Here is a 24,707-nt window from a genome sequence, read left to right on the forward strand (position 1 = left end):
AACAATCATCTGTGTGGACACTACGAACAAATAAGTTCTAAATCGTATAAGGAGGTGATCCAGCCCCAGGTTCCCCTAGGGCTACCTTGTTACGACTTCACCCCAGTCATGAATCACTCCGTGGTGAACGTCCTCCCGAAGGTTAGACTATCCACTTCTGGAGCAACCCACTCCCATGGTGTGACGGGCGGTGTGTACAAGGCCCGGGAACGTATTCACCGCATCATTCTGATATGCGATTACTAGCGATTCCGACTTCATGGAGTCGAGTTGCAGACTCCAATCCGGACTACGACGCACTTTAAGTGATTCGCTTACCCTCGCAGGTTCGCAGCACTCTGTATGCGCCATTGTAGCACGTGTGTAGCCCTACACGTAAGGGCCATGATGACTTGACGTCGTCCCCACCTTCCTCCGGTTTATCACCGGCAGTCTCCTTAGAGTTCCCGACCGAATCGCTGGCAACTAAGGATAGGGGTTGCGCTCGTTGCGGGACTTAACCCAACATCTCACAACACGAGCTGACGACAGCCATGCAGCACCTGTATCAGAGTTCCCGAAGGCACCAAACCATCTCTGGTAAGTTCTCTGTATGTCAAGTGTAGGTAAGGTTCTTCGCGTTGCATCGAATTAAACCACATGCTCCACCGCTTGTGCGGGCCCCCGTCAATTCATTTGAGTTTTAACCTTGCGGCCGTACTCCCCAGGCGGTCTACTTAATGCGTTAGCTTTGAAAAACAAGTCCGAAGACCCGAGCTTCTAGTAGACATCGTTTACGGCGTGGACTACCAGGGTATCTAATCCTGTTTGCTCCCCACGCTTTCGTACATGAGCGTCAGTGTTGACCCAGGTGGCTGCCTTCGCCATCGGTATTCCTTCAGATCTCTACGCATTTCACCGCTACACCTGAAATTCTACCACCCTCTATCACACTCTAGTTTGCCAGTTCGAAATGCAGTTCCCAGGTTGAGCCCGGGGCTTTCACATCTCGCTTAACAAACCGCCTGCGTACGCTTTACGCCCAGTAATTCCGATTAACGCTCGCACCCTCCGTATTACCGCGGCTGCTGGCACGGAGTTAGCCGGTGCTTCTTCTGTAAGTAACGTCACAGCTAAGTGCTATTAACACTTAACCTTTCCTCCTTACTGAAAGTGCTTTACAACCCGAAGGCCTTCTTCACACACGCGGCATGGCTGCATCAGGCTTGCGCCCATTGTGCAATATTCCCCACTGCTGCCTCCCGTAGGAGTCTGGGCCGTGTCTCAGTCCCAGTGTGGCTGATCATCCTCTCAAACCAGCTAGGGATCGTCGCCTTGGTGAGCCATTACCTCACCAACTAGCTAATCCCACTTGGGCTAATCTTATGGCGTGAGGCCCGAAGGTCCCCCACTTTGGTCCGTAGACATCATGCGGTATTAGCAGTCGTTTCCAACTGTTGTCCCCCACCATAAGGCATATTCCCAAGCATTACTCACCCGTCCGCCGCTCGACGCCAGAGGTGCAAGCACCTCTTCGTTTCCGCTCGACTTGCATGTGTTAGGCCTGCCGCCAGCGTTCAATCTGAGCCATGATCAAACTCTTCAATTAAAAGTTTTTTCTGTCCCGAAGGACATGCTCAATGAATTCTGAATTTTGATTCTTTCGAATCGAATTGACTGTGCTGAAACAAGTAAACTTGTTTCCGTTGGTCACTCAGTTCAATTGAGACTCTAAATTTGTTTGCGTCATCTAGCGAACTAGAATCTGCTGTTAGAACTCAATCTGTACGAGTGCCCACACAGATGATTGCTTTATATTGTTAAAGAACGTTGCGACGTTGTCGCTAGGGATGCGTATAATACATCCTTAATTTTTCGAGTCAACACTTAATTTTAAACTTTCTTTTTAGACCGTTTTAAACCGAAGTTTTACTTAACTCTCTGCTACGTTGTTCAGCGTCTTTCGTTGCTGCCCGCCGTGTCATTGGATGCGCATTATAGGGATGCGAAGAATTAACGCAAGCACTTTTTGTAGAAAACTACTAAAAACTTACCTTTCGCGCAAAAAACAAGCTAAAGGCAGTAAAAAACACAGTTTACTGTACAAAATACAGCCAACTTTTCTCGAGAGGATCTTAAGTATTATCGATATTAGGTAATACGCAAGTTTTTAAATAAAAAAAGCGCCACTAATTTTAATGGCGCCTTTATCAATCAACTCTGAATTAGTACAAGATACTATATAACTTACGGCGATACTTAGATGCCAAGGCATCACCATCAGGTAATGAAGCGATAATTTCTAGATAGGTTGGTTTTGCATCTGCGTAGTTAAGATCTTTTTTAAGTACATTAAATAACATCTCTAAAGCTTCTTCTTTACGGCCCGCACTATTAAGAGCATTACTTAGTTCTACTTTTATCTCTAAATCATTTGGGTATTTTTCAACTTTATCTTGCAGTGCTTTTATTTCTGGTGAATCTGTTGCAGCTAATGCTTGTTCACACTTTGCTTGAATATTTGTGAAATACGCATCACGTTCACTTTCAGCAACCGAATCTAATAATGCTTGTGCATCTTCCAATTTATGAATTTGAATGCAGATATCAGCTAAAACTAACTTTACACGCGTATGATTTGGATCAAGCTCATAAGCCTGCTTTGCATAGTTAAAGGCATTGTTTAGGTCTTGATTAATTAACGCTTGCTTAGCCTGCTCTAGTAATAACTCGTTTTGAGCTGGTAAATGTTTGGCTAGCGCATCCCGAATTTGCTGCTCTGTTTGAGCGCCAGGTAACATATCTACAGGCGCTGAATCTTTTAACATCACAAGTGTAGGTAATGCTTGTAAACCGATTTGCTGTGCAAGTTGTCCTGCAAGTGCCTGCTCAACATCACAATCTAATGTTGCTACTAATAAATGCTCACCATATTCATGTGCGATTTTTTCTAAAATAGCAGCTTGCTGATGACACTCTGGGTTTTGCGAAGAGTAAAAAGTAAGTAATACTAATTTTTCAGCGGACGTTTCACCCAATGCTTGCTGCAAATTTTGCTGGGTAAGTTTTATCATATTATTCATTTGATCGATTGCACTATATAAGTATTTAGGTTTTTATATAGTGGCAAACATAACAATTACAAGCCCCACGGGTCGAGGTCATTATGAAATTATCTACTATTTCTGCAGCTTTGTTACTTCTTAGTCCATTCGCGCAAGCAATAACACTAGATTTAAACCTTCAAAAAACCATGCCTGAGATTGAAAAGCTTTATTTAGATTTACATCAATCTCCTGAGCTGTCTTACCACGAAAAACAAACAGGCCAGAAGCTAGCAAAAAAATTAAAGCAACTAGGCTTTACTGTTACAGATAACGTGGGTGGTTTTGGCGTTGTTGGGATTTATAAAAACGGTGATGGCCCAACAGTAATGATCCGCACTGATACTGATGGATTACCAATTGTTGAGCAAACTGGTAAACCCTATGCCTCTAAAGTTACTGTAACAAATGATGCTGGTGCAACCGTTGGCGTAATGCATGGTTGTGGTCATGATATTCACATGAGTTCATTTATTGGCACAGCTCAACAGTTAATGACACATAAAGATCAGTGGCAAGGTACTTTAATGATGGTCGCACAACCAGCAGAGGAAGTAGGTGGTGGTGCAAAAGCCATGCTTAAAGAAGGGCTTTTTACTAAGTACCCTACTCCAGATCATGTTATTGGGTTACATGTAAGTGCCAGTGTTCCTGCTGGTAAAGTCAGTATGAAAACAGAATACACGATGGCTAGTGTTGACTCTGTTGATATTACTGTAAAAGGTAAAGGGGGTCACGGTGCCTATCCACACACAACAATAGATCCAGTTGTGATTGCTTCACGTATTGTGTTGGCACTACAAACAATTACTAGTCGCGAATTGTCACCACTAGAGCCATCAGTGATCACGGTAGGCTCAATTCACGGTGGCTCCAAACACAATGTCATTTCAGATGAAGTAAAACTACAACTTACACTGCGCAGTTATAACCCTGAAGTTCGCTTACAACAAATTGCAGCGATCAAACGAATTTCGAAAGGCATCGCATTAAGTGCGGGACTTGATAAAAGTTTAGCACCTGAAGTATATGTGCATGAAGATGAGTCAATTCCTTCAACATACAATAATCCAACTCAAACCAACTTAGTACGTTCAGCGATTGCTAATGCGATTGGTGAAGACAATGTACTTGAAACTGAAGCTGTAATGGCTGGTGAAGACTTTGGCCTTTATGGTCGTACAGAACAAAATGTACCAATTACTTTGTTTTGGTTAGGGGGTGTTGAACCTAGTCAATATGATGCTGCAATGCAATCTGGCGCAACATTACCTTCTTTACATTCAAGTAAGTTTGCACCTGATTACAAAAAGGCGCTTCCTACAGGGATAACTGCAATGAGTAATGCCGCGGTTGCCCTATTTAACAAAAAGTAGTTTAGGCTGACCTAGCTCTAGGCTTAGACTTTCTTTTAAAACGTCGCTTTTGCGGCGTTTTTGGTAATTGGGCAAAAACTTGGCTGTCGCACTGTTTGGCTTGATCAACTAAAGCATGTAACTCAGTCAGTAATGGCGTTAAAAATTGCTGATAACTCATATGCTGTTCAGCTATATTCCCTAATGATGCTTCCCACTTAGCAGTTAAGTCAGGGCTAGCAAGCTGCTCAGGTAAAGTGCTAATAAGCGCTTTACCTGTTGCCGTAGCTAAAATATTTTTACCCTGACGCTCTAAAAAGCGGCGCTTAAATAAAAGCTCGAGAATACCTGCCCGTGTAGCCTCAGTACCTAGTCCATCAGTTTCTTTAAGGATCTTTTTAATCTCAGGGTCTTTCACATAGCGGCTGATGCCTGTCATAGCACTTAATAAGGTAGCATCAGTAAAATGTGCTGGCGGTGTAGTCATTTTGTCTACCACGTCCCCCTGATTACAATGCAGCTGCTGACCTTTTTCAAGAGCAGGTAAGATTTGCTCATCTTTTAACTCTGTTTTGCCCATTAATGTTTTGAAGCCTAAGCTAACATCTTGCTTAGCAGCGGCTTTAAAAAGTCCACCAGCAATCTCGACTGTTACTTTGGTTTCGTTAAAGACATAGTCAGAATAAAACTGGATTAAATAATGACGACAGATCAACCGATAGATTTTTTGTTCATCACTATTTAATGATGCTGAGCGAAGTTGTTTTTCGGTAGGAACAATAGCGTGGTGTGCCGCAACTTTGCTGTCATTAAAACATTTACTCCGCTTGCTGGTGTCAGCTTGCTTGCAAGCTTCACTTGCTTGGCCTTCATTATTAGCAATAGCAGCAATAATACTCGCTGCATCTTTATGATGCTCTTTTGGTAAATAGCGATTATCTGAACGAGGATAAGTAATTAACTTATGACGCTCATACAAGCTTTGGCAGGTATCTAACACCTTTTGTGCAGGCATTGAAAACGCTTTTGCCGCATCGATTTGTAAAGCTGATAAATTATAAGGTAACGGTGCTTGTTGTTTTTTTTGTTTTTGCTGAAGGTCAACCACTTTAGCTGGTTGATTAGTTATACGTGATACAACATTTTCAGCAAGCCCTCTATGTAATACTCTTCCCTCCTCATCTTGATAAGGTTCGCATGCTTTACTTGGTTGCCACTTAGCTGAAAATGTTTGCTGCTGCTCAGTTTCAAGATGAGCTAATACTTCGTAAAAAGGTTTCGCTACAAAGTTAGCTATTTCATTATCACGATTTACAACAAGACCTAAAATAGGTGTTTGAACACGACCTACAGATAACACATTACCAAACCCTGCTTTTTGCCCAGCAAGCGTATAAGCCCGAGTTAGATTCATGCCAAATAACCAATCAGCACGTGAGCGAGCTAATGCAGACACACTCAAGGGAATAAAATCGCGATTCGACTTTAAATTATTAAGTGCTTTTTTAACTGCACTTAAGTTTAAATCGCTTATTAATAGTCGTTGAATTTGCTGTTTTTTGGCTTTGCTCAGTTTGACCTGCTCGATCACTTCATCAACCAATAGCTGGCCTTCACGGTCAGGGTCGCCAGCATGAACAATTACGCTTGCCTGCTTAATAAGCTTTTTTAATACGGTGAGTTGTTTGCGTGTTTTTGCTTTAGGTTTTAATTGCCATTGCTCAGGCACAATAGGTAAATGCTCGAATCGCCACTTTTTAAAACTTGTGTCGTAATCATCTGGCTCGGCTTGTTCAAGTAAATGCCCTATACACCAAGAGACACAATCACCATTACCAAGCTCTATATAACCATCCTGTTTTTTATGAGGTTTAGGCAGTGCATCCGCAATGGCTCGCGCCAATGACGGTTTTTCGGCAATGTAAAGTTTCATAACGCAACACTAATACTGTTTTTATAAACAGTATTCTAGCACAGGAATTTTAACTTAGGAATGGCTTACGCCTGCTGCCGGCGTCGGGTGAAAAGGTAAATAAGAGGTAGATAACACACAACCACTGTACCAACATTGATTAAAGGTAACAGGGTTTTATACATATAGGTGCTGTACGATAAGTCCCAAAGATGACGATCGACTAAACGAAACAACTGTAATATGGGAGCCATTATAACGACCAGTTGCCCTAAAGCACTTTGCCATAAATAGACTTTGTCTTTAATCCCCAAGTAGGCAATTAAGGCCATCCAAGCAATATCATTAAAAGCCCACACAACATAGCGCCACACATAAATATCATCAAATGCTTTTAGAGCAGAATAAATAAGAGTTCCGAACAAGAAGAAGGCTGCCGTGATAACAGCAAAGTAAAGTGCGGGCCAATCTTTACGAAGATAAAATACAAAAATAGCCGGGCTCAGAATGAACACCCAGCTATGATCTAATGTCACAATGACAGAATCAATCCAATGAGGCAAAGTTACTCACCTTGCGTTTTACCATCATCATTGTCATCGCCACCGCCGCCATTACCTGGCATATAGCTGTACTTATCAACTTTTTTCATTTTTATACTCCATTACATGTGTTAATGAAGTTTCACTTTAATTGATTTATTGTCTTACATCAATAGGGTCAGATTCGTGAGCTTTACCTTGCATGATAGATATTTCGACACGACGATTCCGCTTGCGATCTTCATCAGTCACATTCGGTACAAGAGGCCTAGTTTCTGCGTGACCTACAACCATCATACGAGATTTATCAAAACCAGGGGCTTTTTCCATTTCGCTTGCAACGGCAACTGCACGTTTTGAAGATAAATCCCAATTATTAGTATAAAGCTCATTTGATACTTGGAAGTCGTCAGTATGTCCTGACACGGTTATTTCACCCGGCACATCTTTTAATAGTGTCGCAATATCACGAATAATAGGCTTAAACTTAGGCTGTAAAAAGGCGCTGCCAGATGGGAATGAGCCATTCTCACGGATGCGAATAATAATTTGTTGACCTAATGACTCAAGTTCAATCGCACCATCCATAATTTGCTGTTCAAGCTGCTGGGCAATTTTCTTCACAAGCTCATTAGTCTGTTCTTGGTCAGCCGCAGAAATTGACTGCTCCAATGCTTGTTGCTGAGCCGTACTTTGCGATTCACCACCACGCTTATTACCACGTTGCTCTTGACGACCACCGGCAGAGCTTTCATCACCAGCTTGAAACTCAAGCATTTGCTGAGTCATTTCTACAGTTTGTTGTTGAATCGTTTCGATAGGGGTAGGTTCAGGTTTACCAGGGGTAAACTCCATTGCTATTACCGAGGTCCCTTTTGGAATATCTTTTACTTCAATTTTGTTTTGCACACCAAATGCAAACTTCATTGAACCAGCAATTTGCTTAAACTTCAGTACATCCATTTCCGAGAAAGCAAGTAAGAGTACAAAGAAGCACATTAATAATGACATTAAATCTGCGAAGGTTCCCATCCAGGCTGGTAAACCTGGTGGTGGACATTTGCACTCTTGATCGGACATGCCCTACTCCTCGGTATCAACTTTACGTTTTGATTCAGCTAGGTAATTTTTCAATATACCTTCAATGACTTTCGGATTTTGGCCATCTTGAATACCTAGTACTGCATCGAGAATTAAGCGTTGGTTAAGAGCTTCTTCATCTTTACGTAGTTCTAGCTTTACCTGAATAGGAATTGCTACAACGTTTGCTAAGAAAGCACCATATAATGTTGTTAAAAGTGCAACCGCCATCGCAGGGCCGATTGCTTTCGGGTCATCCATGTTTGATAGCATAGCAACCAGACCTATTAGCGTACCGATCATACCCATCGCAGGGGCAATATCAGCAAGTGACTTGAATAAGCCTGCGCCAAGTTCATGACGATTAGCGGTGAGAGAAATATCTTTTTGCAGAGTGGCACGAACAACATCAGCATCATGACCATCCACTAACATATCCACCCCTTTACGCATAAAACCGTTGGGGATTTCGGCTTCTTCTAATGCTAGAAAACCACCTTTACGTGCTGAGTCAGCTAACTCTACTGCTTTTTCAATTAATTCTTCTGGAGATTCGATTTTGAACATAAAGGCTTTAGCAGCCACTTTACCTATGCCCAAAAATTGCCCCATGGTGAAATTCGATAACACGATAAAAATCGAACCACCAAATACAATGACCACCGAAGGCGTGTTGTAAAACATTGCAACTTGGCCGTCACTACTTAACACCATCGACATAGCAATTAAGCCTATGGCACCAAGAATACCTATTATGGTTGCTAAATCCACATACCCCTCCAGAGGAACAATTACACGACACCCTCAGGCATCAAATTTTTATTATTAACTGCTTATCGGCAAGCAATTGAAATACTTAAATCATTAAATGAATTAATTATATTTTAATGTAAGATTTTTAAGCTACAAGTTTAAGCTGTATGTAAAAGCGTAAAAATAACATATTGAAAATGGATTATGCGTAAAAAAACACATCATTCTTTGACCTAGTTTAGCATTCCCCCTAAAATTGGCCTCACTTTCTAACAGCTATCGAGGCCACAATGGCAACAAAGAAACCAGAAAACTTAAGCTTTGAAGAAGCGCTGGATGAATTATCTCAAATAGTTGCACAAATGGAGCAAGGTGAATTGTCTTTAGAACAATCACTAAAACAATTTGAACGTGGTATTGCGCTGGCGAATGCTTCATCTGGTAAGTTGCAACAAGCCGAACAAAAAGTTGCCATCTTAATGGGTAACGATAGCCAAGCTCCTCTTAGCAATTTTGATTCAAACTTGGACTAATTAAGTGCAACTAAAAGAACAATTACAACGCGCTCGAGAAGACGTTGAGGCACATTTAAATCGCTATTTCGCACAGCCACTTAATACCGAAAAGAACATTAAAGAAGCTACTCATTATGGTGTTTTAAATGGTGGTAAGCGCTTACGTCCTTACCTTGTATATGCGACGGGCCGAATGATGGGTGCTAACAAGGCCGATCTCGATATTCTTGCTGCTGCCATTGAATGTATTCATAGCTACTCATTAGTCCATGATGACCTACCTGCAATGGATGACGATGACTTAAGACGTGGTCGTCCCACCTGTCATATTGTCTATGGTGAAGCGCAAGCAATACTCGCTGGTGATGCATTACAAACACTAGCATTTGATTTAATCGCCAACCACCGATTTTCAGTTCCTGCGAGCCAGCAGGTAAAAATGATAGCCTCGTTAAGCAAAGCCTCAGGTATTGAAGGTATGGTAGGTGGACAGGCACTGGATATAGAAGCGACTGATAAAGAAATTAGCGTGTCTCAGCTAGAGCGTATTCATCAGTTAAAAACGGGCGCCTTATTAAACTGTGCAATTACACTTGGTGCATTAAGTGCTAATAGCTGCGATGAACATACTCTAAAGCAGTTGAACTTATTCGGCCAAGCAATAGGTCTGGCTTTTCAGGTACAAGACGATATCCTAGATGTAGAAGCTGATACTGAAACATTAGGTAAGCCACAAGGTTCAGATATTGCCGCCAATAAAGCAACTTACCCTGCTTTATTGGGAATGGCAGGTGCAAAGCAAAAAGCACAAGACTTACTGGCTCAAGCTCATCAAGCTCTTGAGGCAATTGATTACGACACCAGCGAACTGGCAAGCCTTGCTAGCTATATCGTTGAACGTAATTATTAATGCCTAAAAAAGAAAGACAAAATAACTAAAAAATCAGAGCAGCAATGGGCTATAATGCACTCTGGTTAGCGAAGGATGTATATAAAATCATGACACTTGATAGTAGCAAGTATCCATTATTAAGTTTGGTTGACGAACCAGCACAACTGCGTGATTTAGCGCAAGACAAGTTACCTGCGTTTAGTAAAGAGTTACGCGAATACCTACTTAACTCAGTTTCGCAAAGTAGTGGTCATTTAGCATCAGGTTTAGGCACTGTTGAACTAACGGTTGCGCTTCATTATGTTTATAACACGCCTGAAGATCGTTTAGTATGGGACGTGGGTCATCAAGCATACCCACACAAAATCTTAACTGGTCGTCGTGACCAAATGCATACTATTCGTCAAAAAGACGGCTTACACCCTTTCCCATTCCGTGAAGAAAGCCCTTACGACACCTTCAGTGTAGGTCATTCGAGCACTTCAATTTCGGCTGCACTAGGTATGGCCATTGCTGCTGAAAAAGAAGGTAAAGATCGTAAAACAGTTGCTGTTATTGGCGATGGTGCGATTACTGCAGGTATGGCATTTGAAGCGATGAACCACATGGGTGATGTAAACCCTAATGTGCTAATTATCTTAAATGATAATGAAATGTCGATCTCTGAAAACGTGGGTGCACTAAACAATCACTTTGCACGTATTTTGTCTGGTAGCTTCTACACCAATATTCGTGAAGGTAGCAAAAAACTTCTTTCAGGCTTACCACCTGTGAAAGAGCTTGCCAGTCGAATGGAAGAACATTTAAAAGGTATGGTCATTCCAGGTACTTTCTTTGAAGAGTTAGGCCTAAATTACATCGGCCCAATCGATGGTCATGATGTTAATATGTTGGTCGATACCTTACGTAACATGCGTAACCTTAAAGGTCCGCAATTACTGCATATCAAAACACAAAAAGGTAAAGGTTATAAACCTGCTGAAGCGGATCCAATTGGCTACCATGGCGTACCAAAATTTGATCCTAGCATGTCAAAATTACCAAAATCAAAACCTGGCGCGGCTACATTTTCTAATGTATTTGGTGACTGGTTATGCGATATGGCAGCACAAGACGACAAGCTGATGGCAATTACCCCAGCGATGCGTGAAGGTTCTGGCATGGTGCGCTTTTCTAAAGAGTACCCTGCGCAATACTTTGATGTAGCTATTGCTGAACAACATGCTGTAACGCTTGCAGCTGGCCTTGCCTGTGAAGGCTTAAAACCTGTTGTTGCTATTTATTCAAGTTTTTTGCAACGCGCTTACGACCAACTTATCCACGATGTGGCATTACAAAACTTACCTGTTTTATTTGCTATTGACCGTGCAGGAATTGTAGGTGCAGATGGTGAAACTCACCAAGGAGCCTATGACTTGAGCTTTATGCGCTGTATTCCTAACATGATTATCATGGCACCAAGCGATACTAATGAGTGTCGCCAAATGTTGTATACAGGTTACCAATGCAATCAACCTGTTGCTGTTCGTTACCCTCGAGGTAGTGCGGGTAATTGTGACGTTGAATCGACAATGAGCGCGATTGAAATTGGTAAAGCGCGTAGCATCAAGCTAGGTAGCAAAGTGGCAATCTTGTCGTTTGGTACGCTATTAGAGAACGCCAAAGTAGTCGCCGATGAACTTAACGCAACAGTGATTGATATGCGCTTTATTAAGCCTCTTGATACTGATGCTATTAGCGAATTACTAGCTAGCCATGATGTGATTGTTACCTTAGAAGACAACGCCATTGCGGGCGGTGCAGGTTCTGCTGTGAATGAGCACCTAGCTGCAATTAAGGCTAACGTGTCTATCTTAAACTTAGGTATTCCAGATGAATTCATTAAGCATGGCACGCAAGATGAAATGCACGCCGAAATGGGCTTAGATGCTAATGGCATCTTAGCTAGCATCAAAGAGTTCATGGCTTAAGCCAAACAGCATTCACAAAAAAGGAGCTTTAAAGCTCCTTTTTTAATACCAATCCGCTTAATTAAGTAGTCTATTTTGAGGCAATTAAACCTCGTTGATAACAAGGCAAAAATTTCGTTATTTAGTTGTTCTAAATGAGAAATTTTTAACGCAATTAGCGACAGGTTTAATCCCTCAAAATGATTAAGTATTATTGCGGGTTGGTATAATACCAATAGAAACTCTATCGCATCCAAATTTTTATATCGGCTAAGCCATTAGCTTGTAATGCACTGAGCTGCTGATCAACATTATTGCTTTGCTCGAACTCAAAGGCATCTAATTGCTCATCAAAGGTAATGTTTGCAACACCATCACCACCACGCTTTTTAACTTGATGTAATGCGATATCAGCAAGATTGACTGAAGTTTCCCAACCAATAACTTGTCCACCCAATAAAGGTAATGGGTAGAAAGACCAGCCAATCGACGCAGTAATGGTGGTTGACTCACCATTTGGTAATCTAAATGGATTTGCTGCAATCGCTTCACATAAATCAGCAACATAATTGTCTATCGCTGTACGTTTGAAATCACGTAGTAAGAGTAAAAACTCATCACCACTCCAACGTGCGACATAGTCAGAACCTTGTGTACGGCTATTAAGTAAGGTTGCCATTTGCTGTAAACAGCTATCGCCTGCAAGTGGCCCATAAGCATCATTAATTCGGCTAAAGTTATCAAAGTTAATGATCAACAATACCAATGATTTGCCCTGCGCTTGTAATGACTGCGAGTTTCGCTGGAAGTGCTCGATATCTTTTGGTAGTTGATCAAACAAGAAACGGCGGCTACGTAATCCAGTAAGCTCATCAGAATGGCTAACTAACTTAAGCTGTGAATTTACTTGATTAAGCTTATCGTTGGCTTCACGAAGCTCAACAGTTCGTTCTGTTACTAAGCTCTCAAGAGCTAATTGTTTACGTTTCTCTTGCGCTCTAAATACCCAGAACACAAGATAAAACAATAAAATAAAACTGCTGGTGATCAAAAGTCTGAAATAGATAGTCTCGTCAAAGCGACGCGGCACCACAAAACTATACTCAGTACGACGTGCTTTTTGCCAATCTTCACCACGGCGTTTTGCTTCAAGCTGGAATAAAAAAGAACCCGGCGGTAAGTTGGTATAAATTGCCTCACGACGAGTATTAGCATAACGCCAGTCACTGTCCAAGCCACTTAAGCGGTAACGGAACTCAATACTTGAAGGGGCATAATAATCAATCGCAGTATATTTTAATGTCACATCACGCTCATCAATTTGCAGCTCAGGTTTATTACCTAAGGTTGCCGTACTTAAATGACGAAGCGGCGTGATCAGGCTTTCAATACGAGGTTTCAGAGCTTGCACACCAAAGAGCTCAACACTCTTTGGAATTTCAACAACACCTTGTAGGCTTGGGTACCAAATAGAGTTACCTGTATCTGCCACAGCATCATGGCCAAGACCGGCACAACATTGACTAGCTTTACCATCGAGCTGACGGTCAAACGATGAGATCACTTGTTCTACTTTTAAGCTCTCAATGTCAGTACCAAACTGCTCTACCGGCATGCGATATACGCCTTTCATGGTACTTACCCAAATACGCTTTAACTGCTTATCGTAAACGAGACTAAAAATAGACCCATACGGTAGACCATCGGTCGCATCTAACTGACGCCACTGACCTTTGGTACTGCGATAAAATAGACCATCGTTAAGTGAGCCTATTAATATCCCCACCCCTTCAATATTTAAAATACTGGTGACGTAAGCACTTTCTAAACTAGTTTGGTCGCCAATTTTCTCAATACCTCGGTCGGTAAAGTAATAAGCCCCTTTACTGGTACCAATTAAGCCAAAGTTTTGCTCATCAAGAACATAGGTTATAAATTTACTGCTTAAGAATGCATTGTAAGCAAATGGTGTTAAACCACCATAACTTAAGCGATACATACCTCGGCCAGTACCAAGCCAAAAACCGCCTTTGCTAGAACGGCTAATTGCGAATACAGGGTTATCTCGTAGCGCTCGCCCAGGGACTGTATATAAGTTTTGGTTTTCGTAATAAAACACACCGCGACCAGTTGCGATGTACAAACGGTCACCATCAAATTGTAAGTCGTGCACCGCAGCTCGACCAAATTGATTACTCGGAATTTGATTTACAAAATTTTTGTTATAATCGAAGTAGCCAACACCACTTCGATTGGCCACCCATAATTTGCCATCAGGTGCTTGGCTAATAGCCATCACCGCTTCTGTCATATTTGAAATAGCAGAGTGACGTTCAATACGCCCCTCATGAGCAAGCCATAAACCTTCACTGAAGCTTGCCAGCCAAATATTATTTTGATTATCACGAAAGATATCAGCAAACCAAATACTCTGATCTAGCTGACTTGGCTCAACCCATTGCCAATCACCTGAGTTATCACGAAATAACAGCCTGCCATAGGTCGAAATCCATAACGCCCCATCAGAGTCACTCATAAACTTATAAACAGCAGAGTTACTCGCATTTGGAAGTGGGAATGGACGCAGCTCATCATCTAAATCAAGAAAATAAGCACCTAGCTCAGAGGCTAGGTATAAGTTACCTTCAAGCCAAGCCATATCATGAATAATGGTTTGTGCTAATCGTTCAGGTAATGACACTTTTGCAGTGAGTTCTAATCGTAATTTTGCAAAGTCAGAAGAGGTATTAGTTAAGCGCAGTAAGTGACGCTCATTAACCAGCCAAATACCTTCTGGCGACAAAGCCATTTGACTCACTGAACCAACAATTTGCGTAATTGCAGTGGCATTAGATACCGGTACGATTAACGCTGAGTTTTGATTTAGTGTGACTTGATTTCGAGCAACATAATAAAGGCCGTTCGCGGCAATCCAGATACTACCTTTGGAGTCTTCAAGAATATCCCGCACAGGGCCTTTGACGTTAAAGGTTTGCGACATCATAGTTTTAGGATCAAGTGTCACCAAGCCATTTTTGGTACCTACCCAAAGTAATCCAGTGCTATCAACCAATAACTTATTAATACCGTTACTTGGCAGGAAGTCGCTATTTTGCGTATTGAAGTTGGTGAAAGTATTACCATCAAATCGGCTTAAGCCAAACTGTGTGCCTAGCCACATATAGCCTTGCTCATCTTGAGCAATACTTTTTAAAGATTGTGATGGCAAGCCATTTTGGATGTTCCACTGTTTAACGACATAGTCAGTAATAGATGCAAACACAGGCATGCTGCAAAGCATCAACAAACAGACAACTAGAAATCGCATCATATACTTGCCACCAAGTAACACTTAACTCATCGTTTAAAAAGGCAAATAGCCAGCTTTAAACAAGGCTTGAACACAAATTAATGAAAATATACCTGCTAAAATATCATCAGCCATGATGCCCAAGCCACCGTGTAAACGTCTATCGAGAATTCTGATAGGACCTGGTTTAGCGATATCAAAAAAACGAAACAACAAAAAACCAACCAACAGTGACTGCCAATTCAGTGCAGCACCAATCATGGTGATATAATAACCAGCAACTTCATCCCAAACAATGGCAGGATGATCGTGTACCCCTAAGTCATCTGCCGTTTTACCACATGCCCAAATACCAAATACGCTGATCACGATTGCAAACACAATCTGTAACCATAGCGGAAAGTACATTGTGGTAAAAATAAACGGCAATGCAGCAAAGGTACCAAAGGTGCCTGGAGCTTTAGGCGCAAGGCCTAAGCCAAAACCCAAACCAAAAAATTGGTGTGGGCGTTTTAAATTGAATAAACGGTTATTGCTCAAACCGGCTCCTTCGTGAAGTGCTGAAAACCCTTGCCTTGATAGTTAAATTTTTCACCATCAAGTAATAGTTCAATGTCACTTTCGCCACTTTTAATTTGCCCAACACAACTTGCTTCAACACCATATTGGCGCAACTTCATATCAACCATGCTTTTATTACTTTCAGGCACAGTAAACAGCAACTCATAATCGTCACCGTAATTTAAGATATAATCAAACTGCTCTGCACGTGGAATTGAAGAGTTTAGTGCATCAGAGACTGGCACTTTATCGACATTGATCACAGCACTGACTTGCGATAGCGCTAAAATATGTCCTAAATCAGCTAATAAGCCATCAGATATATCAATCGCCGCAGAGGCTGCACCTCGTAACACCTGCCCCGCTGCAACACGCGGAGTCGGGTAATCAAAGCGATTATTTAAATAATTTAAATGTTCAGGGGCAATTTCAAGTCCTTGTTTACGAGCTTCAATTGCCACACCAGCATCACCTAATGGGCCTGTTACATAAATCCAATCGCCAACTTTAGCACCACTACGACGTAGTGCTTTGCCTTCAGGTACGATGCCTTTAGCACAAATTGTAATAGTTAAAGGGCCTTGGGTGGTATCACCGCCAATGATCTGCACATTGAAGTACTCTGCAATTTCATGCATACCTTCGGTGAACTCTTCAAGCCATTCTATGTTTACTTCTGGCAAAGTTAAGCCAACCGAAATCCACGTTGGTTCTGCACCCATAGCCGCCAGATCACTTAAGTTAACAGCTAAAGCTCGATGCCCAAGAGCACGAGGAGAGATGTCATCAAAAAAGTGTACCCCCGCAACTAACGTGTCTGTTGTTACTGCCAATTGGCAGTTTTCAGGCACAGATACCAAGGCACAATCGTCACCAATACCTAGGTTCACATCATGGCGAATAATACCACGGCCTTTAAAGTAACGATTGATTAATTCAAATTCCTTCATACACAAAAAAGCCGGCCCAAGCCGGCTCTCCTTTTACGGTGCTACTTACTTACGCAGTTCTTTCACTGCTTTATCAAGTACACCGTTGACAAACTTATGACTGTCTTCAGCACCAAACATCTTAGCAAGCTCAATGCCTTCATTGATTGCTACTTTGTAAGGTACGTCTTCACGGAATTTCAGCTCATAGCCAGACAGACGTAAAATTGCTTTTTCGACCATGTCTAACTCATCAGCTGGGCGTGCTAAATGTGGCGCAACGATTTCATCTAATTGCTTACAGTTAACAACAACACCGCGTGCTAGGTCTTTGAAATATTCGACGTCGATCTTAGTCACATCATTTTCAATTAACATTTGCTGTTCAATATCAGCAATCGGGTTACCGCTTAACTGCCAAGAGTATACGGCTTGAAGTGCTAAGATACGTGCTTTACGTCTTGCTGCTGGTTTCACAGAGATTCCTTAAACTTAAATTTTGTCTAACACATTAACCATTTCAAGCGCACCTAAAGCAGCTTCGCCGCCTTTATTACCCATTTTGGTACCTGCGCGCTCAATTGCTTGCTCAATGCTTTCAGTGGTTAATACGCCAAATGCAACCGGGATATCATACTCAAGAGATACTTGCGCAAGACCTTTGTTTGATTCGCCAGCGACTAAATCAAAGTGTGGCGTACCACCTCTGATCACTACGCCTAAAGCGATGATTGCATCGTGTTCTTTCTTTGCTGCAACGCGTTTCGCTGCTAAAGGTAATTCAACGGCACCTGGTACGTAAACAACAGTAATGTCGTCTTCAGATACGCCACCTGTGCGCTTAAGCTCATCAACAGCGCCTGCTAATAGGCTGCTACCAATAAAGTCATTAAAGCGAGAAATGACAATGGCAAACTTTTTGCCCGGTGCGTATTTGTTACCTTCAATAATTTTCATTTAATAACCCTAAAAAATAAGTTTAAGCGGTTGCGATTGCGCAAAAATTACGGCGCATAATACCACAAAAATATAAAAGTAGCCTAGTAAATCTGTTTTCCAACAATTTGCCTAATTATGACTGCGGCTCAACGTAGTCAACCACTTCTAAGTGGAAACCAGATAACGCATGGTACTTTTTAGGACGGCTCATCAAGCGCATCTTTTCAATACCTAAATCAGCAAGGATCTGTGAACCCACCCCCACAGTACGCGATGTACCTTGGAATTTACGGTGACTAACATTTTCGCCAGCATCTTGTGCAGCAAATGCTTTAACGGTTGCTTCTAGGTCTTCCGTTGATTCTTGCTTACCTAAAATAACCAGTACGCCGTTGTGCTCAGCGATATAAGCCATAGCATCTGCTAAGCCCCAGCTACGATCAGCACTTCTATCTGATAATAAGATGTCATTGAAGGTACTTTGTAAGTGAACACGAACTAACGTCGGCTCATCTTTAGATACTTCACCTTTTTGTAGGACATAGTGAAGTTGACCATCAATGGTGTCTTTGTAAGTAACTAAATCAAATTCGCCGTGATCAGTTGGCAATTTACACTTGGCAACACGCTCGATGGTGGTTTCGTTTAGGTTTCTGTATTCGATTAAATCTGCAATAGTGCCAATCTTTAAGTCATGCTCTTTAGCAAATATTTCAAGATCTGGGCGACGTGCCATAGTGCCATCAGCATTTAAGATTTCAACAATCACTGATGAAGGCTCAAGGCCCGCTAAACGCGCTAAATCACAACCCGCTTCGGTATGACCCGCTCGAGTTAGCACGCCACCTGGCTGCGCCATAATAGGAAAGATATGCCCCGGTTGAACAATATCGCTTGGCACGGCACCTTTAGCAATAGCAGCTTGTACTGTACGAGCACGATCAGCTGCAGAAATACCTGTCGTTACGCCTTTCGCCGCTTCAATAGACATGGTGAAGTTAGTCGAAAAAGCAGCACCATTATTTTTAACCATGAGTGGTAACTCTAACTGTTGACAACGCTCTTGTGTCATAGTTAAACAAATTAAACCACGGCCATGCGTTGCCATAAAGTTGATGGCATCTGCACTGATATGCTCTGCTGCGATGATTAAATCGCCTTCATTTTCTCTGTCTTCATCGTCCATTAAAATAACCATTTTACCGGCTTTAATGTCATCGATAATTTCTTGCGCGCTGTGTAAATTCATAATATGCCCATGAGAGTATTATTAATAGTGACTATCTTTGCTTATTTAATAAAGCCAGCTTGTGCTAGCAAGCTCATTGATATGTCTGAACGGGAAGGTTGTTCGGCCCCTTTTATTAGGCGCTCTAAATAGCGAGCAATCTGGTCAACTTCTAAGTTCACCTGAGTACCCACCTGAAATTCTGCAATCGTTGTTTGCTCAGCGGTATGCGGAACAATAGTAAGCTTAAAGCGGTTTTGTTCGACCTCATTGACCGTTAAGCTAATGCCATCAATACATACCGAACCTTTGTACGGAATGTATTTCATTAAATCATTGTCTGTACTTAACCAGTACTCTGTTGCACGGGCATTAGGACTGATACTTTCTACAGTCGCAATACCATCAACATGACCTGATACTAAATGCCCGCCTAGGCGAGAAACGGGTTGCATGGCTTTTTCGAGGTTGACTGTTTGTCCTTTTTTATAATGCGCAAACCCAGTTAAGCTGATTGTTTCGTTAGATAAGTCAGCACTAAAACCATCGCTATGTTTAGCGACAACCGTTAAACACACACCATTAGTGGCAATACTGTCACCGAGCTTGACGTCTTTCATATCCAAATTAGTGCTTTGAATACGAATAGCCAGATCGCCTTGCTTTTGTGTTAGTTCAACAATTTTACCTGTTGCTTCAATAATTCCAGTAAACATAGTGCTACTCTTTTTTTTTCAATTTTTGTGGCTTGCTTTGCTTTGTAGCTGTTAAGCGAATATCGTCGCCAATCATCACTGTATCAGTAAAGGTCAGTTCAGTGATATCACTCATCACGGTAACTTCTGCAAAGTTTAGTAAGCTTTTGCCCATATCACCTATTAACTTAGGGGCAATATAAACGATGTATTCGTCAATTAAATCCTGCTCAGCAAACACCCCTGCAAGGGTCGCTCCTGCTTCGAGCCATATCTGATTAAATTGTAGTTCAGCAAGACGCTTTAAAACCGCCGATAAATCAACTTTATTATTAACTGCTGGTACAACTTCGTGTTTAACAAAGTGAGGCCATTGATGTTGTTTATCAAGCGATGTAGTGAAAATAATCACCGGGCTTTCAATGCTAAATAATGTAAGTTCAGGCGTTAACCTATTTTGTGAATCAATAATCACTCGAGTAGGCTGGCGCAAAGGCAAGGATGTAGGCATAGCAAATGGCAGTTCATCAACGCGCACATTGAGTTTTGCATTATCAGTAATGACTGTGTCAGCCCCCGTCAAGATAGCGCAACTTTGCGCACGATATGCTTGCACATCTTGGCGCGCTTTAGGACCAGTAATCCATTTACTTTGACCATTATTTAGCGCAGTTTTGCCATCTAAACTACAGGCCATTTTACAAGTCACATATGGTACCCCTGTTTCCATACGCTTTAAAAAGCCTTTGTTTAGGTCACGCGCTTGTTGCTCAAGTAAACCGGATGCCACTGAAATACCAGCATCGGCTAAAATCTGTAGACCACGACCACTCACCGCAGGGTTAGGATCGACCATGGCAGCAATAACCTTACTGACACCAGCTGCTTTTAAACCTTCGGCACAAGGCGGAGTGCGTCCATAATGACTACAAGGCTCTAAAGTTACATATGCTGTGGCGCCTTTCGCATTGTCGCCAGCCACAGCCAAGGCATTTACTTCAGCATGGCCCTGCCCTGCTAGTTGATGAAACCCTTCACCGACTATTTCGCCATCTTTAACCAGTACACAGCCAACATTAGGGTTTGGAGTCGTGGTAAAACGCCCTTGTTTAGCAAGATCAATGGCACGCGCCATATAAGCAGTATCAAGCTCTGTGAATGACATAGTTAATCACCTAAACGAGCGATTTCTTCACCAAACTCGCGGATATCTTCAAATGAACGATATACAGATGCAAAACGCACATAGGCCACTTTGTCGAGTTTTTTCAGTGACTCCATGATGCACTCGCCAATTAAATGGCTAGATATTTCACGCTCACCAGTAGCACGAAGTTGAGATTTAATAATGTTAACGACTTCGTCGACCTGCTCAGTGCTAACTGGGCGTTTCTCTAAAGCGCGATGCAAGCCATTGAGTAACTTATCTTCGTTAAATGGTTCGCGACTACCGTCTTGCTTAATCACTCTTGGCATCACAAGTTCAGCGCCTTCAAAGGTGGTAAAGCGCTCATGGCATTCGTTACATTCACGTCGACGTCTAACTTGGTGACCACCGCCAACAAGTCGAGAATCAATTACTTTGGTATCTTTTGCGGTGCAAAAAGGGCAATGCATAGGGTTCAACTTCCGTTTATAAAAAACAAAAAAAGGCCGCTTACTAAGCGGCCTTTATAATAGCAAAAAACAACGCTATTGTTATCTTAATTACGGTTTAACCAGTAATTAAGCGTAAACTGGTAATTTTTTACAGATAGCTTTAACTTTCTCTTTTACTTCTGCTTGTACAGACTCATCGTTGATGTTGTCTAATACGTCACAGATCCAGCCTGCAAGCTCTTTTGACTCAGCTTCTTTGAAACCACGGCGAGTAATAGCCGGAGAACCAATACGAAGACCAGACGTTACGAACGGTGAACGTGGGTCGTTTGGTACTGAGTTTTTGTTAACAGTGATGTTAGCGTTACCTAGTGCAGCGTCAGCATCTTTACCTGTGATATCTTTGTCAATTAGGTCAAGAAGGAATAAGTGGTTGTCTGTTTTACCAGAAACAACTTTATAGCCACGCTCTTGAAGTACTTCAACCATAGCTTGAGCGTTCTTAACAACTTGTGCTTGGTACGCTTTGAACTCTGGCTGTAATGCTTCTTTGAAAGCAACCGCTTTAGCAGCGATGATGTGGCATAAAGGACCACCTTGACCACCAGGGAAAACAGCACTGTTTAGCTTTTTGTAGATCTCTTCATCACCACATGCAGAAACGATTAGACCGCCACGAGGGCCTGCTAATGTTTTGTGAGTTGTCGTAGTAACAACGTGTGCATGAGGAATTGGGCTTGGGTATACACCCGCTGCGATAAGACCAGCAACGTGAGCCATATCTACGAATAAATATGCACCAACTTTATCAGCGATTTCACGGAATTTAGCCCAGTCAACAACGCCTGAGTATGCAGAGAAACCAGCGATGATCATTTTTGGCTTATGCTCTAATGCAAGTGCTTCAACTTGAGCGTAATCAATTTCGCCAGTTTCGTCATTTAGGCCGTATTGAATTGCATTATACGTTTTACCAGAAAAGTTAACGTGTGAACCGTGAGTTAAGTGACCACCATGAGCTAAGCTCATACCTAGTACTGTATCATGCGGCTGAAGAAGAGCTTGGAAAACAGCTGCGTTTGCTTGTGAACCCGCATGCGGTTGGACGTTAGCGTAATCTGTGCCGAATAATTCGTTTGCACGATCAATTGCTAGTTGCTCAACAACGTCAACATGCTCACAACCGCCATAGTAACGTTTGCCTGGGTAACCTTCAGCGTATTTGTTGGTAAGCTGAGAACCCTGCGCTTCAAGTACGCGTGGGCTACAGTAGTTTTCAGACGCGATCAGTTCGATGTGCTCTTCTTGACGAGCCGTCTCTTTAGTGATGGCTGCAAATAACTCTGGATCGAAATCCGAAATATTCATGCTACGTTCTAACATGGGGTCTCCTAAGGCAACGTGTATGGTGTTTTTTGAAGGCTGTATTGTACGCTTAAAACGCACTTTTGCCTATCTTGTAAAGATGAACATATTTAAACAGGGATTGAATTTATTTCACAGTGTTTTAATAATGATATTTTTTTATTGATACATAAAAAAAAATTATAGATTTAAAATATTACATATATTTTTAAAATGTCACTCTAGATAAAATTATCAACGCTTTATTGCGTTTCAATAGAAGCGAACTAAGCTTATATTCCTAGTCAATATCAAGGATGGTATAAGTACATGTTAGCTAAACCTATATATGAATTAGTCCCCTACGGATACTTCTTTCTCGGCATGAGCTGCATCACATTAGCAAATAATTATGTACCAACATTAATTGGTGTAACTTTATTTTTATTAGGCGCTAACATTTGGCGAATGCGCTCAGAAGCTAGAAGAACAGATCATATAAGCCAGCGAGTTAAACAAAAAAAGTCCAACTACTACTATGAATTTAAACCATTTATTATTTTTATTTCGGCTTTCACTTTGATGCAATGGACACAAAATGAATTAGTCTCAGTGATCAGTATTTTGCTATGTATTGCTGCGGTGGTCATTTTATGCATGCGAGTTTTAAACCGTCATAGTCATTCATTACTTCATTAAAAAAGAGCGGCTTCGCCGCTCTTTTTTTAGTATTAAGCTAATTTATTTAGCAGCTCTGTTCGAAGCAATTGATAATCAAACTTAATATCTTCAGCCAAACACTGCTTTGCCAATGCATCAGCAAGCGGTTTTGGCATTGGCAGTTCAATGTCTAAAATTTGCTCTACACTGTCTTTGAATTTAGCAGGGTGTGCGGTCGCTAAAAATATACCTGCACTACCGTCAGCTAGATTTTCTTTCAAGCCTTGATAAGCAATTGCAGTATGAGGTTCTGCGATATAACCAGTCTGATGAATTTTTTTCATCACCTCTTTTGTTTCTTCTTCACCAACACAGCTTGAATAAAAGTCATCATAGCTAAACCATTCGTTATCTAGCATAAATTGAACGCGTGGCCAGTTATTCGGTTTACTCACATCCATTGCGTTCGATAAAGACTCAAGTGTGTCATTTGGCGCCCACTCTTTATTTCGCAAGAAGCGTGGCACAGTGTCGTTTTGATTAGTTGTGGCACTTAATTTAGCAACAGGCATTCCAAGTACAGCACCAATCATCGCCGCACATACATTACCAAAGTTACCACTAGGTACTGAGATATGCGCTTTACTACGCTGCTCTTTTGGTAATTGCGCAATTGCTTCAAAGTAATAGCATACTTGCGCAACTAAACGACTGATGTTGATTGAATTCGCTGAGTTTAAACCTAGCTTTTGTTTAATTTCATCGTCTAAGAAAGCTTGTTTTACCATACTTTGGCAGTCATCAAAGCTACCATCAACGGCGTAGCAGTGAATGTTATTACCTAAAGTAGTGAATAGTTTTTGCTGCGCTAATGATATTTTACCTTTTGGGTATAAGATCACGACATCGATATTTGGCTTGTTATAAAATGCATGAGCAACGGCTGCGCCAGTATCGCCCGATGTGGCCGTTAAAATAGTGACTTTTTCGCCTTGGTTAAATTGGGCAAGACACTCAGCCATAAAACGACCGCCAAAGTCCTTAAAAGCAAGCGTTGGGCCATGAAATAACTCCAAACAATAAATGTCTTTTTCAACTTCTACCAACTTCACATCGAAGTTAAAAGCGTTTTGCACCATCTGTGCGACGGTATCAGCAGGTAATTCATCACCAATTAAGTGCGATAAAATCTTACTACTCCGACTAACAAAGTCCAAATCTAATAAAGTATCAATGTCTTGTATTGGCGATAGGCTATCAGGGAAGAACACACCTTGATTACGGCCTAAACCCGTTTTTACCGCTTCCACAAACGACACCTGTTGTGTTTCATCTTTTAAATTATGTAATTGCATGTTTAT

21 protein-coding genes and 1 rRNA gene are annotated in these 24,707 nt (G+C 41.7%); 5 read left to right on the forward strand and 17 right to left on the reverse strand.

Annotated elements, in window-relative coordinates:
* Positions 1-47: 47 nt before the first annotated feature.
* Positions 48-1,588 (reverse strand): 16S ribosomal RNA (locus tag HCZ11_RS07760).
* Positions 1,589-2,204: 616 nt separating this feature from the next.
* Complete coding sequence (locus HCZ11_RS07765; RefSeq protein ID WP_167658134.1) at positions 2,205-3,062, reverse strand: tetratricopeptide repeat protein; 858 nt, start codon at positions 3,060-3,062, stop codon at positions 2,205-2,207.
* Between the two features lie 83 nt (positions 3,063-3,145).
* Here HCZ11_RS07765 and HCZ11_RS07770 point away from each other — a divergent pair, with 83 nt between their 5' ends.
* On the forward strand, positions 3,146-4,459 hold the full coding sequence (locus HCZ11_RS07770) for a M20 family metallopeptidase (protein WP_130049547.1): 1,314 nt from the start codon (positions 3,146-3,148) through the stop codon (positions 4,457-4,459).
* Position 4,460: 1 nt separating this feature from the next.
* Here HCZ11_RS07770 and HCZ11_RS07775 read toward each other — a convergent pair whose 3' ends face one another.
* The 4 genes from HCZ11_RS07775 to pomA all read right to left on the reverse strand — a co-directional run bounded on the left by HCZ11_RS07775 (position 4,461) and on the right by pomA (position 8,743).
* Positions 4,461-6,371 (reverse strand): DNA topoisomerase III, encoded by a 1,911-nt coding sequence (locus HCZ11_RS07775; protein ID WP_167658135.1) that lies wholly within the window; start codon positions 6,369-6,371, stop codon positions 4,461-4,463.
* Between the two features lie 65 nt (positions 6,372-6,436).
* Complete coding sequence (locus HCZ11_RS07780) at positions 6,437-6,913, reverse strand: hypothetical protein (protein WP_130049549.1); 477 nt, start codon at positions 6,911-6,913, stop codon at positions 6,437-6,439.
* Between the two features lie 135 nt (positions 6,914-7,048).
* Complete coding sequence (locus HCZ11_RS07785; RefSeq protein ID WP_054562656.1) at positions 7,049-7,972, reverse strand: flagellar motor protein MotB; 924 nt, start codon at positions 7,970-7,972, stop codon at positions 7,049-7,051.
* 3 nt (positions 7,973-7,975) lie between these two features.
* Positions 7,976-8,743 (reverse strand): flagellar motor protein PomA, encoded by a 768-nt coding sequence (gene pomA, locus HCZ11_RS07790; protein WP_054552564.1) that lies wholly within the window; start codon positions 8,741-8,743, stop codon positions 7,976-7,978.
* 272 nt (positions 8,744-9,015) lie between these two features.
* Between pomA and xseB the strand changes: the two genes are divergently transcribed.
* The 3 genes from xseB to dxs all read left to right on the forward strand — a co-directional run bounded on the left by xseB (position 9,016) and on the right by dxs (position 12,102).
* On the forward strand, positions 9,016-9,258 hold the full coding sequence (gene xseB, locus HCZ11_RS07795; protein WP_054552565.1) for an exodeoxyribonuclease VII small subunit: 243 nt from the start codon (positions 9,016-9,018) through the stop codon (positions 9,256-9,258).
* Positions 9,259-9,262: 4 nt separating this feature from the next.
* Positions 9,263-10,150 (forward strand): (2E,6E)-farnesyl diphosphate synthase, encoded by an 888-nt coding sequence (ispA, locus tag HCZ11_RS07800; protein ID WP_130049550.1) that lies wholly within the window; start codon positions 9,263-9,265, stop codon positions 10,148-10,150.
* A gap of 89 nt (positions 10,151-10,239) precedes the next feature.
* Positions 10,240-12,102, forward strand: coding sequence for a 1-deoxy-D-xylulose-5-phosphate synthase (dxs, locus tag HCZ11_RS07805; protein ID WP_130049551.1), 1,863 nt, complete (start codon positions 10,240-10,242; stop codon positions 12,100-12,102).
* 223 nt (positions 12,103-12,325) lie between these two features.
* Here dxs and HCZ11_RS07810 read toward each other — a convergent pair whose 3' ends face one another.
* From HCZ11_RS07810 to glyA, 10 genes are all read right to left on the reverse strand, one after another.
* Positions 12,326-15,412 carry a ligand-binding sensor domain-containing diguanylate cyclase gene (locus tag HCZ11_RS07810; protein WP_130049552.1) on the reverse strand — a complete coding sequence of 1,029 codons (3,087 nt, stop codon included), beginning with the start codon at positions 15,410-15,412 and terminating at the stop codon, positions 12,326-12,328.
* A gap of 33 nt (positions 15,413-15,445) precedes the next feature.
* Positions 15,446-15,931 (reverse strand): phosphatidylglycerophosphatase A, encoded by a 486-nt coding sequence (locus HCZ11_RS07815; RefSeq protein WP_130049553.1) that lies wholly within the window; start codon positions 15,929-15,931, stop codon positions 15,446-15,448.
* Positions 15,928-16,902: a thiamine-phosphate kinase gene (gene thiL, locus HCZ11_RS07820; protein ID WP_167658137.1), complete on the reverse strand. Its 975-nt coding sequence runs from the start codon at positions 16,900-16,902 to the stop codon at positions 15,928-15,930. Before thiL ends, HCZ11_RS07815 begins: the two co-directional genes overlap by 4 nt.
* Positions 16,903-16,947: 45 nt before the next feature.
* Positions 16,948-17,358: a transcription antitermination factor NusB gene (gene nusB, locus HCZ11_RS07825; protein WP_054552571.1), complete on the reverse strand. Its 411-nt coding sequence runs from the start codon at positions 17,356-17,358 to the stop codon at positions 16,948-16,950.
* Between the two features lie 15 nt (positions 17,359-17,373).
* Positions 17,374-17,838 (reverse strand): 6,7-dimethyl-8-ribityllumazine synthase, encoded by a 465-nt coding sequence (ribE, locus tag HCZ11_RS07830; RefSeq protein ID WP_054562661.1) that lies wholly within the window; start codon positions 17,836-17,838, stop codon positions 17,374-17,376.
* 115 nt (positions 17,839-17,953) lie between these two features.
* Positions 17,954-19,069: a bifunctional 3,4-dihydroxy-2-butanone-4-phosphate synthase/GTP cyclohydrolase II gene (ribBA, locus tag HCZ11_RS07835; protein ID WP_167658138.1), complete on the reverse strand. Its 1,116-nt coding sequence runs from the start codon at positions 19,067-19,069 to the stop codon at positions 17,954-17,956.
* Positions 19,070-19,110: 41 nt separating this feature from the next.
* Complete coding sequence (locus HCZ11_RS07840; protein ID WP_130049556.1) at positions 19,111-19,764, reverse strand: riboflavin synthase; 654 nt, start codon at positions 19,762-19,764, stop codon at positions 19,111-19,113.
* A 4-nt stretch (positions 19,765-19,768) separates the two neighbouring features.
* Positions 19,769-20,908 carry a bifunctional diaminohydroxyphosphoribosylaminopyrimidine deaminase/5-amino-6-(5-phosphoribosylamino)uracil reductase RibD gene (gene ribD, locus HCZ11_RS07845; RefSeq protein WP_167658140.1) on the reverse strand — a complete coding sequence of 380 codons (1,140 nt, stop codon included), beginning with the start codon at positions 20,906-20,908 and terminating at the stop codon, positions 19,769-19,771.
* A 2-nt stretch (positions 20,909-20,910) separates the two neighbouring features.
* Positions 20,911-21,360: a transcriptional regulator NrdR gene (gene nrdR / locus HCZ11_RS07850; RefSeq protein ID WP_054552576.1), complete on the reverse strand. Its 450-nt coding sequence runs from the start codon at positions 21,358-21,360 to the stop codon at positions 20,911-20,913.
* A gap of 108 nt (positions 21,361-21,468) precedes the next feature.
* Positions 21,469-22,725 carry a serine hydroxymethyltransferase gene (gene glyA / locus HCZ11_RS07855; RefSeq protein ID WP_054552577.1) on the reverse strand — a complete coding sequence of 419 codons (1,257 nt, stop codon included), beginning with the start codon at positions 22,723-22,725 and terminating at the stop codon, positions 21,469-21,471.
* A gap of 291 nt (positions 22,726-23,016) precedes the next feature.
* Between glyA and HCZ11_RS07860 the strand changes: the two genes are divergently transcribed.
* A complete protein-coding gene (locus tag HCZ11_RS07860) occupies positions 23,017-23,385 on the forward strand; it encodes a hypothetical protein (protein WP_130049558.1) in 369 nt (122 codons plus the stop codon).
* A gap of 32 nt (positions 23,386-23,417) precedes the next feature.
* Here the strand turns inward: HCZ11_RS07860 and thrC are convergent, their stop codons facing one another.
* On the reverse strand, positions 23,418-24,701 hold the full coding sequence (gene thrC / locus HCZ11_RS07865) for a threonine synthase (protein WP_167658142.1): 1,284 nt from the start codon (positions 24,699-24,701) through the stop codon (positions 23,418-23,420).
* Between the last annotated feature and the right edge of the window lie 6 nt (positions 24,702-24,707).

Origin of the sequence: Pseudoalteromonas sp. HF66 (assembly GCF_011806445.1) — a bacterium.
GTDB classification, from domain to species: Bacteria; Pseudomonadota; Gammaproteobacteria; order Enterobacterales; family Alteromonadaceae; genus Pseudoalteromonas; species Pseudoalteromonas apostichopi.

What these genes read in the sequence shown, in the direction of transcription:
- HCZ11_RS07765 (WP_167658134.1), bottom strand. Translation starts at nt 3,062, where the DNA reads ATGAATAATATGATAAAACTTACCCAGCAAAATTTGCAGCAAGCATTG.
- HCZ11_RS07770 (WP_130049547.1), top strand. Translation starts at nt 3,146, where the DNA reads ATGAAATTATCTACTATTTCTGCAGCTTTGTTACTTCTTAGTCCATTC.
- HCZ11_RS07775 (WP_167658135.1), bottom strand. Translation starts at nt 6,371, where the DNA reads ATGAAACTTTACATTGCCGAAAAACCGTCATTGGCGCGAGCCATTGCG.
- HCZ11_RS07785 (WP_054562656.1), bottom strand. Translation starts at nt 7,972, where the DNA reads ATGTCCGATCAAGAGTGCAAATGTCCACCACCAGGTTTACCAGCCTGG.
- xseB (WP_054552565.1), top strand. Translation starts at nt 9,016, where the DNA reads ATGGCAACAAAGAAACCAGAAAACTTAAGCTTTGAAGAAGCGCTGGAT.
- dxs (WP_130049551.1), top strand. Translation starts at nt 10,240, where the DNA reads ATGACACTTGATAGTAGCAAGTATCCATTATTAAGTTTGGTTGACGAA.
- HCZ11_RS07810 (WP_130049552.1), bottom strand. Translation starts at nt 15,412, where the DNA reads ATGATGCGATTTCTAGTTGTCTGTTTGTTGATGCTTTGCAGCATGCCT.
- thiL (WP_167658137.1), bottom strand. Translation starts at nt 16,902, where the DNA reads ATGAAGGAATTTGAATTAATCAATCGTTACTTTAAAGGCCGTGGTATT.
- ribE (WP_054562661.1), bottom strand. Translation starts at nt 17,838, where the DNA reads ATGAAAATTATTGAAGGTAACAAATACGCACCGGGCAAAAAGTTTGCC.
- ribBA (WP_167658138.1), bottom strand. Translation starts at nt 19,069, where the DNA reads ATGAATTTACACAGCGCGCAAGAAATTATCGATGACATTAAAGCCGGT.
- HCZ11_RS07840 (WP_130049556.1), bottom strand. Translation starts at nt 19,764, where the DNA reads ATGTTTACTGGAATTATTGAAGCAACAGGTAAAATTGTTGAACTAACA.
- ribD (WP_167658140.1), bottom strand. Translation starts at nt 20,908, where the DNA reads ATGTCATTCACAGAGCTTGATACTGCTTATATGGCGCGTGCCATTGAT.
- nrdR (WP_054552576.1), bottom strand. Translation starts at nt 21,360, where the DNA reads ATGCATTGCCCTTTTTGCACCGCAAAAGATACCAAAGTAATTGATTCT.
- glyA (WP_054552577.1), bottom strand. Translation starts at nt 22,725, where the DNA reads ATGTTAGAACGTAGCATGAATATTTCGGATTTCGATCCAGAGTTATTT.
- HCZ11_RS07860 (WP_130049558.1), top strand. Translation starts at nt 23,017, where the DNA reads ATGTTAGCTAAACCTATATATGAATTAGTCCCCTACGGATACTTCTTT.
- thrC (WP_167658142.1), bottom strand. Translation starts at nt 24,701, where the DNA reads ATGCAATTACATAATTTAAAAGATGAAACACAACAGGTGTCGTTTGTG.